At 63.1% G+C, this 13,065-nt stretch carries 4 protein-coding genes and 1 pseudogene; all 5 read left to right on the top strand.

Annotation, left to right across the window (positions count from 1 at the left end):
• The first annotated feature begins 64 nt into the window (after positions 1-64).
• The 5 genes and pseudogenes from HWQ56_RS25000 to HWQ56_RS24980 all read left to right on the top strand — a co-directional run bounded on the left by HWQ56_RS25000 (position 65) and on the right by HWQ56_RS24980 (position 12,929).
• Complete coding sequence (locus HWQ56_RS25000) at positions 65-1,765, top strand: ShlB/FhaC/HecB family hemolysin secretion/activation protein (RefSeq protein WP_158152591.1); 1,701 nt, start codon at positions 65-67, stop codon at positions 1,763-1,765.
• Between the two features lie 24 nt (positions 1,766-1,789).
• On the top strand, positions 1,790-10,477 hold the full coding sequence (locus HWQ56_RS24995) for a two-partner secretion domain-containing protein (RefSeq protein ID WP_176572003.1): 8,688 nt from the start codon (positions 1,790-1,792) through the stop codon (positions 10,475-10,477).
• Positions 10,477-11,001, top strand: a complete 525-nt coding sequence (locus tag HWQ56_RS24990; protein ID WP_158157627.1) for a hypothetical protein — start codon at positions 10,477-10,479, stop codon at positions 10,999-11,001. The genes HWQ56_RS24995 and HWQ56_RS24990 overlap by 1 nt, the downstream gene beginning before the upstream one ends.
• Before the next feature lie 468 nt (positions 11,002-11,469).
• Positions 11,470-11,700 (top strand): annotated as a pseudogene (locus HWQ56_RS29530) (hypothetical protein); the annotation flags it as partial.
• Between the two features lie 980 nt (positions 11,701-12,680).
• Positions 12,681-12,929, top strand: a complete 249-nt coding sequence (locus tag HWQ56_RS24980; protein WP_158159050.1) for a hypothetical protein — start codon at positions 12,681-12,683, stop codon at positions 12,927-12,929.
• Positions 12,930-13,065 lie beyond the last annotated feature (136 nt).

Genomic DNA, 13,065 nt, shown 5'->3' with positions numbered 1-13,065 from the left:
TCGCCGCTCTTTCGCACCCCCCGACGCTTCAAGGATCGATTTGATGTCTGCTTCCAGTTCCCGGATGACGGCCTGGCTGTTCCTGTCATTCAGTATTTTCTGTGCACCATCGGTGGCTACGGCGGCGCCTGCGCCCCTGCCCACCCAGGGTGACCAGGATCTCATCCGCGACCGCCAGAACCGCTTGCTCGAAGAACAGCAGCGCCGGCTTGAAGACCTGAAGAACCTGCCCGGCAAGGCCGCCCCGGAAACGGCCCCGGCCACGCCCGCCGACACCCGCTGCTTCACCATCCAGCGCATCGAGCTCAAAGGTGCCGACCACCTTTCCGCCCCCGAGCGTGAACGCCTGGTGGCACCCTACCTGGGGCGCTGCCTGGGCCTGCCGCAGCTCAATGAGGTGCTCAAGGCCGTGACCGGGCATTACCTTGACCGGGGGCTTGTCACCAGCCGTGCCTACCTGCCGCCCCAGGATCTAGGCAGTGGCACCCTGGTCATCCAGGTGGTGGAAGGGCGTCTGGAAAGCCTGCAGGGCGCGGACGGTAGCGGGCTCAGCGAACGCGAGCTGGCCATGACGTTCCCGGGGCGCACGGGCGAGGTGCTGAACCTGCGTGAAGTCGAGCAACTGGTGGACCAGCTCAACCGCCTGCCTTCCAACCAGGCGCGCATGGAACTGCGCCCCGGCCAGGCCGTGGGCGGCAGCGACGTGCAGGTCACCAATACCCCGCAGAAACCCTGGCGTGCCTCCCTGGGGCGCAGCAACGACGGCCAGCGCAGCACGGGCGAACAGCAGTGGAACACCGGCCTGGAATGGGACAGCCCCCTGGGCCTGGCCGACCAGCTGGTGCTGCGTGGCGGCCACGATGCGGTCAGCGATTCCAACCACAGCTCGCGCAACGGCCTGCTCAATTACAACCTGCCGTGGGGCTGGTGGAATTTCAATTACAGTTACAGCCAGAGCGGTTACCGCGCCCAGGCCACCCCGCAGGACGGCGGCGGTTCGTTCAGCCAGCGCGGTGACAGCGCCACCCATCAGCTGCGCGCGGAGCGGGTGATCTACCGCGACGCCCTGAGCAAAACCTCGGTGAACGCCGGCCTCGCCCGCGTGGCCACCCACAACTACAACGACGGCGTACGGCTGATCGGCGCCAGCAACACCCTCAGTGAATTCAGCTACGGCATCAACCACGGCCGGCGCATCGGCAACGCCTTCCTCAACCTCGATCTGGGTACCCAACGCGGCATCGGTGCCTTCGGCGCTCAGGGCGACCATGCCAGCGGTGCCACGGCCCGCTACCGCAAGTACACGGCCACCGTGAGCTACCTGCAGCCTTTCCAGTGGCTGGGCGAAAGCTTCACCTTCAGCAGCCTGGCCACCGGCCAACGCACCCCCGACCAGTTGTACAGCTCCCAGCGCATCAGCCTGGGCGGCCAGTCTTCGGTGCGCGGTTTCAAGGACCAGTACCTGACCGGCGACAACGGCGGCTACTGGCGTAACGAACTGCGCTGGAGCCGCCCGGTGGACTGGGCCTGGCTGCGCCCGGCGGTCAGCGAATACGGCATGGCCGTGGCCTACGACCAAGGGGTTATCAGCCGCAGTCATGGCGCCTACGACCAGCACGGGCGCATGAGCAGCGATTCGCTGGAGCTGTTCGCCCGCGGTCGTTACCTGGGCGCCAGCGTCACGTTCGCCCACTCGCTGGAGCGCCCGGACGCCATCGCCGACCGCGAAGCACCGATCTATTTCAGCCTGAACCTCTACCTCTAATTCCCGCTGCAACGAGTACCCGACATGGACGCCCGTCACCTTGCCTTCCTGGCCCGCCAGCCCTCGGCCGCTGTCGCGCCCCGCGACCGTTTCTGGGGCATGCCCAAGCGCGCCCTGGCCTTCCTGCTGGCCAACGTCATGTTCTGGCAGCCGCTGTGGGCCCAGGCCGATGGCATCGTGGTCAGCGGCCCGGGTACCACGCTGGGGACGGCGGGCAATGGCGTGCCGGTGGTCAACATCGCTGCGCCCAACGCCAGCGGGGTGTCCCATAACCAGTTCCAGGACTACAACGTCGGTAGCCAGGGCGTCATCCTCAACAACGCCACCGGCCGCACCCAGGCCACGCAACTGGGCGGCATCGTGCTGGGGAACGCCAACCTCAACGGCCAGGCCGCCAGCACCATCCTCAACGAGGTCACCGGCAACAACCGCAGCCAGCTCAAGGGCTACACCGAGGTGGCGGGGCAGGCCGCCCGGGTCATCGTCGCCAACCCCTACGGCATCACCTGCAACGGCTGCGGCTTCATCAACACGCCACGGGCGACCCTGACCACCGGCAAGCCGGTGCTCGACGGCAGCGGCCGGCTGGACCGCTTCCAGGTCGACGGCGGTAACATCGCCATCGAAGGCGCCGGCCTCGACGCGGGCAACATCGACCAGTTCGAACTGATCACCCGCACAGCGCAGATCAACGCTCGCCTGTACGCCAAGCACCTCACCGTGGTGGCTGGCCGCAACGACGTCAACGCCGACACCCTGCAGGCCACGGCCCGCGCCGACGATGGCTCGCAGAAGCCGGAACTGGCCATCGATAGCGCCGCTTTGGGCGGCATGTACGTGGGCGCGGTGAAGCTGGTGGGGACCGAGAAAGGCGTGGGCGTGCGCCTGGCCGGTGACCTGGCGGCCAGCGCCGGCGACGTGCAGATCGACGCCAACGGCAAACTGACCCTGGCCAGCGTCAGCGCCAACGGTGCCGTGGTAGCCAAGGCCTCGGGCATCGACGCCCAGGGCCCGGTCTACGCCGGTACCCGCGCCGAGCTGCGCAGCCGCGCCGACCTCACCAACGCGCAGAGCATCAGCGCCCGCGACAGCGTCACCCTCAGCGCCGACGGCCAGCTGAGCAACCGCGGCGTGATCGAAGCCGGCGTCAACGCCGACAACAGCCGCAACAGCCAGGGCGACGTGACCCTGCAAGCCGCCGACATCAGCAACAGCGCCAGCGTGATCGCCAGCCGCACCCTGGCCGCCACCGCCACCCACACCCTGGGTAACGACAACGGCGTAATCCAGGGCCGCGACGTCACCCTGACCACCGCCCAGCTCACCAACACCGGCAGCGGTGCGCGGCTGCGCGGGGAAAACAGCCTCAACCTCAACACCCCGGCCATTGCCAACCTGGGCGGCCTGATTCGCTTTGGTGCGGGCCAGAATGTCGACCTCAGCCTGGCGAGCCTGGACAACCGCGCCGGGCGCCTGGAAGTGGTGGGTGGCCAGTTCAAGGTCGTGGCCGCCACCTTTGACAACCGCGACGGCAGCCTGCTGGCCGATACCCTCGACCTGGACGTCCGCCGGCTGGATAACCGCGGTGGGGTGCTGGCTGCCAGCGTCGGCAGCGCCAAGGTCAAGACGGCTTTATTGGACAACCGCCAAGGCACCGTCCAGGCGGCGACGCGCCTGGACGTCAGCGGTGGCGAACAGCGCAACAGCGCCGGCACGCTGCTGGGCGACGCCATCAGCGTCACCGCCGACAGCCTGGACAACAGCGCTGGCGGCCTGATCAGCGCCGCGCAGGGCGACCTGGCCCTGGCCCTGACCGGCGACTTCAACAACCAGAACGGCAGCGCCCAGGCCCGCCAGGCCCTGAGCATCAATGCCGGGGCCGTGGATAACCGCACCGGCACCCTGAGCGCGGACAGCGTCAGCGTCACCGCCGGCAGCCTGGACAACAGCGCCGATGGCCTGGTCAGCGCGGGCCAGGGCGCCATCGACCTGCGCCTGGCCAGGCAATTCAACAACCAGGCCGGCCGCGCCCTGGCCAAGACCCTGTTCAGCCTGCACGCCAGCACCGTCGACAACCGCGGCGGCAAGCTGCAAGGCCAGGCCCTGGTGCTCAATGCGCCGGCCGCCCGCCTCGACAACCGTGGCGGCAGCCTGCTGTTCGATACCCTGCAGCTTACCGCCGAGCACGTCGACAACCGCGCAGCGGGCCTGATCGCAGCGGGCTCCGGGGGCGCCACGTTGACCCTGGCGAGCCTGGCCAACAGCGGTGGCCACGTCCAGGGCGAGGGTGCCTTGCAGGTCAGCGCGTCGAACCTCGACAACCACGGTGGCGTCATCAGCGGCCAGGCGGTGACCCTCACCGCCAGCACCCTGGACAACAGCGCCAAGGGCGCCATCCTCGGCAACGGCGGCGCCGTGCGCCTGACCATCAACGGCTTGCTGAACAACGCCACCGGCACCATCGATGCCGCCGACCAGGCCCTGTGGCTGACCAGCTTCACCCAGCTGGACAACCGCAACGGCAGCCTCGGCGGCAACCGCGTCGACATCAGCGGCACCCAGCTGGACAACCGCCAGGGCGGGCAGATCACCGCCGGCGCCGAGGGGCTGCAGATCACTGCCGCAACCGTGCTCAACCAGCAAGGCCTGTTGTACGCCAAGGGCGGCGCCGTGACCCTCGACCTGGCGGACGGCACCTTGCAGAACCAGGGCGGCAGCGTAGTGGCCGACAGCCTGGACGTGACCGCGGGCCACCTGGACAACAGCGCCGACGACAGCCGCGCCGGCATGCTCTCCAGCATCGTCGGCGCGCTCAAGCTCAAGGTGGCGCAACTGACCAACCGCGCCGGCACGCTGTTCGCCAAGGGCGACCTCAGCCTTGACGGCCAGCAGCTCAACAATGCCAGCGGCGGCGAAATCAGCGGCGCCAGCCTGGCCATCGACCTGGGCGGGCAACTGGGCAACCAGGGCCTGATCGAGGCCCTGGGCGGCCTGAGCATCAACGCCGCCAGCCTCGACAACAGCGGGCGCATCAGTGGCCTGGGCGGCGCCCGCAGCCAGTTCACCATCGGTGGCGCGCTGGTCAACAGCGGCACCCTGAAATTCAACAGTGACGTCTTCAGCCTCACGGCTGGCAGCCTCGATGGCGGCCTGGGCAGCATCAACGGCACCGGCCGTTCCGACTGGCACCTGGGCACGGCCAGCAGCGTGGGCCGCGCCCAGTTCGACGGCACCTTCGCCATCACCAGCGGCGGCGCCCTGACCGTACTGGCCGGTGACCGCCTGGCCACCACCGACAGCCTCATCCTGAACGTCGGCAGTTTGGACAACGCGGGCGAACTGGTCAGCGACCTCGACATGACCCTGCTCGCGGCCGGCGACCAGGTTAACCGTGGCCTGCTGTCCAGCCAGGGCCACCTGCGCGTCAACGCCCGCGACTTCAGTCAGGTGGGCGGCCGCCTGACCAGCGCCGGCAATACCACCCTGACCCTGACCGGCGACCTGGCTAACGCCGGCCGCCTGATCGCCGGCAACGACCTGACCATCAGTGCCACCCGCATCAGCAACGACGGTACCCTGGGCGGCCAGGGCCACGTCAGCCTCAGCGCCCGGCAAACCATCAGCAACAACGCCGATACCCTGCTGTTCGCCGGCGGCGACCTGGCCCTGCGCGCCGACCGTTTCAGCAACACCTATGGCGAGCTCTACAACCAGGGCAACCTCAGCTTCGCCGCCTACGACGGCGGCCGCGCCAGTGCCTTCAGCAACCTCTCCGGCAGCGTGCAAAGCCTGGGGCGCATCGACCTCAACGCCGTCAGCATCGAAAACGCCAAGGCCCAGTTCGAACTGGCCCAGGCCGTGGTCAGCGGCAGCCTGGAATGGAAGTGCGGCCAGCACTGCGGCGGCCACGACTCGTTCAAGCGCGGCAGCATCACCATCACCAAGGCGCTTGAAGAAAGCGTGCTGCTGGACTCGCCCATGGCGCGCCTGATCGCCGGCAGCGACATGACCCTCAACGCCAGCGACGTGCAGAACCGCTACAGCCTGCTGGCTGCCAACGGCGACCTGACCCTCAACGCCGACACCCTGCTCAACCAGGGCGCCTCCTCGCGCAGCGGCAGCCAGGTGATCGTCATCGCCACGCCCCAGCGCATCAGCACCGGCTACTGGGACCAGATGCAGTACGTCGACGTGCCCGCGTTCAACGCCGCCGTCGCCGCCGGCCACTTCGACGAAAGCCGCTTCAACGAACTGATCGCCCGCTCCAGCGACAGCCGCTTCCAGCAGCAGAGCGACGTCACCACCTGGACACCTGACAGCACCCATAACTACACCAGCACGATCCAGTCCGGTGGCACTGCCACCCTGAACGTCACCCAGAGCGTGCAGAACGGCACCCTGCTGGAGCAGACCCTGGCGCAACTGACCGGCACCCTGGACAACGAGGCCACCCAGAAGGTGGGCGCCGTGGTGCTGCAACTCAGCCCCGAACGCAGCGCCGCCACCCCGGTGGCGGCCAAGGACGTGCAGCGTGTGGAGCGCATCGACACCGACGGCACCGTGCACGTCAGCTTCACCCCGGTGGACTTCACGGGCGTACCTTTCGCCGCCGTCGACCCCACCGCGTCCACCAGCTTCCGCCTGCCCCAGGGCGAATACGGCCTGTTCGTCCCCAGCCAGAACCCGCAATGCCACTACCTGATCGAAACCAACCCGAACCTCACCGACCCCAGCCGGTTCATGAGCTCGGACTACCTGCTCGGCCAGCTGGGCTTCAGCGCCGACGAAGCCGCCCGCCGCCTGGGCGACGGGCGCTACGAAAGCCGCCTGATCAGCGACGCCGTGGTGGCCCAGACCGGCCAGCGCTTCCTGGCCGCCAGCCTGACCAGCGACTACGACCAGTACCGCTACCTGATGGACAACGCCCTGGCCAGCAAGGACGCCCTGAACCTGAGCGTCGGCGTGGGCCTGAGCGCCCAGCAGGTGGCGGCCCTGACCCACGACATCGTGTGGCTGGAAAACCGCGTCATCGACGGCCAGAACGTGCTGGTGCCGGTGCTGTACCTGGCCCAGGCCGACGAGCGCAACCTCAACGGCGGCAGCCTCATCCAGGGCCGCAACCTGAGCCTCATGGCCGGCAGCGACCTGGTCAACGTCGGCACCCTGCGCGCCAGCGAAGACCTCACTGCTACCGCCGGCGGCAGCCTCTACAACGGCGGCGTGGTCGAGGCCAACGAGCGCCTCAGCCTGCTGGCTCAGGACAGCATCCGCAACGCCCTGGCCGGCGACATCCGCGCCAGCCAGGTCAGCCTGCAAACCCTCAAGGGCGACATCGTCAACGACCGCACCGCCATCGCCGTCAACGACGGCGCGGGCATGCGCACCCTCACCGATGCCGGCGCGCGCATCGCCGCGGGCCAGACGGTGAACGTCACGGCCGGGCAGGACCTCACCAATCATGGGGCGATCAGTGCTGGCGGCGACGTCAACCTGAACGCTGCGCGGGACATCAACCTGGTGGCGGTGCAGGACGTCAGCGAGAAGCATGAGTTTCACAATGGGGGGCATGATTCCAGTGTCACCAGCGTCGTCAAGAACCTGGCCGGCACCGTCTCGGCGGGAGGCAGCGTCCACCTGACCGCTGGCCAGGACGTCACCGTCATCGCCAGCGACGTGAAGGCTGGCAGCGACATCGGCATCGTTGCCGCTCGTGACTTCAACGCCGCTGCCAACGGCGACGTGCACAACGTTGAAAGCCGCAGCAAGGACGGCAAACAACGCATCAAGGAACAAAACGACAGCACCACCCAGCGCGCCGCCACCTTCACCGCCGGCAACGACTTCACCAGCGGAGCGGGCCGCGACACCACCCTGGTCGCCAGCAAGATCACCGCCGGCCACGAGGCCTACCTCTACAGCGGCGACCAGATCCAGCTGCTGGCAGCCCAGGACAGCACCCACACCCTGTACGACATGAAGGAAAAGGGCAGCTGGGGCGCCAAGAAAATGCAGCGTGATGAAGTCACGCAGCAGACCAACGTAGGGACTGAAATCAAGACCGGTGGCGACCTGACCATCGAGAGCGGCGGCGACCAGCGCTACCAGGTGGCGAAGCTTGAGAGCGGCAAGGACATCACCCTGGCCAGTGGCGGGGCAATCACCTTCGAGGGGGTGAAGGACCTGCACGATGAGAGCCATACCAAGAGCAAGAGCGACCTGTCGTGGTTCAGCGCCAAGGGCGAGGGGCATACGGATGAAACGCTGCGCCAGAGCGCGCTGGTGGCCCAGGGGCAGTTGGCAATCAAGGCGGTCGATGGGCTGCACATCGACATCAAGCAGATCGACCAGAACACCGTCAGCCAGACCGTCGACGCGATGGTCAAGGCTGACCCGCAGCTGGCGTGGCTGAAACAGGCTGAGCAACACGGCGACGTGAACTGGCAGCAGGTCAAGGAACTGCACGAGTCGTTCAAGTACAACAACTCGGGGATGGGGCAGGGGGCGATGCTGGCGGTGATCATCGTCGTCTCCGCCTTGACTGCGGGGGCTGCAAGTGCGTTGGCGGCATCGGCGGGGTCGACGGTAGGGGCCGGCGCCACGATGGCGGCCGGGTACACCACCACGGCAGGTGTGGTGGTGCCGGCAGGGTTGGGCAACGTCGTCGCCACGGCGGCGCTGACCTCCATGGCGAGCACCGGCGCCGTCAGCCTGATCAACAACAAGGGCAACGTCGGCACGGCGCTCACGGACACCTTCAGCAGCGACGGCGTCAAGCAGGCCGTGATCGCGGGAGCGTCGGCGGGCTTCATCAACTACGCCGGCGGTCACTGGTTTGGCGCCCAGACCGATCCGATCACCAACAAAGTCACGGGCCCCAGCGTGGTGCCGCACCTGACTGACCCCGCCGCCATCGCCCGCTTTGGTGCGATTCAGCTGGCGGGCGGTGCGGTGCGGGGAGGGCTGTCCCAGGCCCTGGGGCAGGGCAAGTTCAGCGACGCCATGCTCAGCAGCGTCTTCGACATGCTGCAGGCCACAGTCTTCACCAATGTCGGCGATCTTGGCGACACACTTCAGCTACCCGACAGTGGGCTGGGTAAAACCGCTATTCACGCGTTGGCGGGCGGCTTGCTTGCCGAAGCGATGGGCGGCGACTTCAAAACCGGCGCACTCGCCGCGGGGGCGAACGAGGCGCTAATTGAAACGCTGGATAGCCTGCCGTTCCTCCAGGGTGCCGATCAGGCTGAGCATGATCGGCTGGTCAACGCCGCCTCCAAGCTCGTCGGCCTGGTGGCGGCGGCCGGGGCTGGCGGGGACGTCGCCCTCGGCTCCGAAATCGCGGGTAATGCGCAGTCCTACAACCGCAAGCTTCACGCAAAAGAAGAAGAGAAGCTGGCGCAGGCGGCAACCACACTCGACGAGACGGTGGGCAAGAGCCGCACCGGTTTCAGTTGGGACATGCTGCTCACCCTGGTGGCAGGCGGTGACATCGACCAGCGCGACAATGCCCGCCTCACCGCCATCATGGCGCAGTACAGCGACGGCAACCCCGAGGGGGTGGCGTTGGCTGACGACCTGGCCAAAGCACGCTCAGTGGTGCAAGACCTGCAAAACGCCAAGGTCTTGCTGACCTGGGAAGACGGCAAGCCGGTCATCGCCGATGGCGCCGTGGTCTACGAATTCAGCGCCACGCCCGAGCAGTTCAAGGACAGCGCGCTGTTCAACTCGGCCAACACCACCACCTACGACCCACCCGGCGGCGTAGGGGTTGTTCCTGACAAGTGGGTCGAGCAGTATGGCGAGTCGGTAGCGACCAAAAAGCTTCGCGAGATAGGCGCTATCTCCAACGACGCGGACCTGAATGCAGATCAATGGCAGGCGTTGGAGCGTTACGCCACTGGTGGGGTGGATACCAGCACCGTAGACTTGGATGTGCTGTTGGCGGTCGTGCCCGGGGCCAGCGCGGCCAAGGGCGGGGTGCGGGCTGTTTTGCAGGCGCTCGCGGAGGCTCGGGCGGCTGGGGCGTCTGCGAAGAGCGCGGCTCAGGTTGAGTTGGGTAGTGCAAAGGCGGTAGCGGAGGCTCGGGCGGGTGAGGCGTCTGCGCAGGGCGCGGCTCGGGGTGAGCAGGGTAGTGAGCAAGCGATAGCGGAGGCTCGGGCGGGTGAGGCGTCTGCGCAGAGCGCGACTCAGGGTGAATTGGGTAGCGCAAAAGCGATAGAGGAAGCTCCCAAAGCTACTAGTCTTACCACTATTACGGACGAGATGAACGCTGATCCTTACCATCCGGATTGGCAGCGTTACGTGGGTGGGGAGCCGAGAGCGGTTGGAGCGGATGTTGTTAGTGGAGGTGCAAAAGCAACTACTAACGCTCCCAATACACCCAGGTTCATTACGGACTCTGCCGGTAATACTATTGATTTAGATTATACCAAGGGACTCAGGGAAACGAATGTGACGGTCACAGGAGCGCGTGGTGGTGTTCAGTATCCGTTGCAAGGGCAAACTCCCGATTCTTATGCGAATCTTGGAAATGGACATGTTGTTGTTTACGGTCCTGATGGGCGTGCACTATATGATGTGTCTAGCTCTCGGATTAAAGTGGTCGAATGGAACCAAGCTCCGAATGGAACATATTTCCCCAAGAAGGGGAATGATACAAAGGTTTTTGAGGGGAATGTTCCTCAGTCGGTTCTTGATAGCTTGGGGTTGAAGTGATGAAAGTTTATCAGGGTGATATTTCTAAAGAGTCGTTGAGTCTGTTTGTTTCAGATATTGGCTCCGGGGAGTTTTTTTCATATGTAGGGCACTTGGTTTCATTGGAACAGGCAATTTCTGTTCTGGGCTTGCTCTCTCCTGATTTTATTGAGGTCAATGGTCACATTTTCTGGCTGCCTAACGCTCAGCAATACGATCCGCAAAAATTTCATTTGAGCGGGCTGGTTGAGACCGAATCTAGTATGTTGGAACAAAGTACATCGCGTAGAGACGTTGAGCGATACAGAAATATTTTTTCAATAAATCAGTTCTTTTCAAAGTGGGAGGATGCACCGGGCCGCCCCGTATTTAAAGTGGGCCTGTCGGAAGAAGATTATCGTCTTTGTCATTTATTTGCTGAGCAGGTCACCAGATATTGGAGGCGCGCGTTATCCGACGCCTTTCCAGAGAAGGTATTTCAGTTTGAAATTGCTGACGATCTTCTCGATGAATATGGCGTCTGTCTGACATTCTGGCAGTCGTAGTTTAAAGAGCGCGCAGGATGTGCCCGCGCCATTAAAATCACTGTCAGAGACTAAACAATAACTATGCGTTTAGAAATGGTTGAGATAAAGCCTAATAGAAAAACTTAAGATGGTCAGTAAGGGACAACGAAGACGTTCTGTGAAAGTGGCTTGTGAACTTGCTTTGCAGGCCTGTCCAGCAGAAGTGTCTATTGTTGCCGAGTCTCTTGGGTATCTACAATCTGGTAATAAACTCGCGACTGATTAGGTTTCTGGGCTAGATGCTTTAGCTGCACAGTGAGATGAGAAGTATTTTGACTTGCAAGACAGCCTGGATGAAGGGCAAAACTTAAATGTAGAAGGCCTTCCGCTGTTTAGCCAAGCTCGCACTGTATCGGCGCCGTCCTTAGCTGGTAGGGGGATTCGCTTATGACAGCGACCGAAGCAATATATGAGGCATCATCAGCCGTTGATGATGGAACTCATTTTTTGAAGCAGACCATCGACGCGACGGTCAAGGCTGACCCGCAGCTGGTATGGCTGAAACAGGCTGAGCAGCGTGGCGACGTGAACTCGCAGCAGTTCAAGGAACTGCACGAGTCGTTCAAGCCCAAGAACTCGAGGATGGGGCAGGGGGCGATGCTGGCGGTGATCATCGTCGTCTCCGCCCTGACTGCGGGGGCTGCAAGCGCGTTGAGCAATCCGGCGACTTCCGTAACCTATAAAGACGCCGGTAGATTTGGAAAGGTCATGGATGTGATTGCCCCCGATGGCTGCGGGCTTCGTACGATTCGAATGGAAAATTTATTGGTTTATTGGAGCCGCCGAAGCCATGAGTATTTTATCTACTGTGATAACAAGCCCCCCAGATCGGAAGAATTGTGTATTCGAGATTTGGGCGGGGGGGAGTCAGTTCGCTGAAGTATCACATGAGCCAGGAAAACCAATTGAAATAAAAATTTATCCCCCTGTTGAGGGAGGTAAGTGGGATTTCAGACTTGAGGACCTTATGGCTGCTTTGCATCAGGCGACTAAGACTTTAGCTTGTCACGAATAAGTTGGTGCAAAAGGCATTCCAAACATAAACCGTAGTACCGAGATAGCTGAGCTGTGTAGTTCTACCGCCACTAGACGTGGCTGTTTTTGCAGGCGCTCGCGGAGGCTCGGGCGGCTGGGGCGTCTGCGAAGAACGCGGCTCAGGTTGAGTTGGGTAGCGCAAAAGCGATAGAGGAAGCTCCCAAAGATACTAGTCTTACCACTATTACGGACGAGATGAACGCTGATCCTTCCATCCGGATTGGCAGCGTTACGTGGGTGGTGAGCGAGAGCGGTTGGAGCGGATGTTGTTAGTGGAGGTGCAAAAGGCGTTCCCTCTATTGCTGAGTAAGGAGCAAGTAGCGCGGCAAATGCTGCTAGACTCAAAATGCAGATGGTTACTGAGCAGGCCGCCGGAGCCAGGGCACCTATACAATCACTAGCTATCCAAATCACGCATTAGAACAATTTGCAGGAAGGGATGGCGGCATTGGTGTAAGCCAGTCTGCACTCAGTGGCGCTTGGTCTAGCCCTCTAAAAATTGAATATGTCCCTTCAAAGTACGGTCCAACATTTAGGTATACGGGGACGGATGCAGTCATAGTGGTCAATGCTGAAGGTAAAGTCGTCACCGGTTGGGGAAAATCCGCTTCGGGGACCGGAAAATGAGCAGTCTCTTAACCAGTGCCCAATGGCAGCTTTTATTTTCGTTGTGCTTTATGGCGGGAGCGTTCCAACTGGCACTAGCTGAGAAATTGCTTAATGGTTCATTATCATCAAATGAGGTGGATGAACTTTGTGAGTTGATTTCCAATGAGTTTTTGATGCATGGTGTAGAGGAGAGCTTCGAGCCGAATAGTTATGGCCTTGAGCTTGAATTGCTTCTGGATGCGGTCAACAGGGGGCGTGGTTAAGGTCGTTAGAGCTTCGTGATTTTTCGGCTCTTTGGTTGGTGCAAAAGGGGGAGAAGCGCTATCAAATGATGTTCTAGTCGAAGCGCGTATTGGCAATGGTACGAAGGGGCAAAGTAGCGGAAAGAAAGTAGACCAA

This window comes from Pseudomonas eucalypticola, assembly GCF_013374995.1.
Taxonomy (GTDB): Bacteria; Pseudomonadota; Gammaproteobacteria; order Pseudomonadales; family Pseudomonadaceae; genus Aquipseudomonas; species Aquipseudomonas eucalypticola.
The sequence above is the reverse complement of the archived record's forward strand: the minus strand, read 5'-3'. Positions and strand labels throughout refer to the sequence as shown.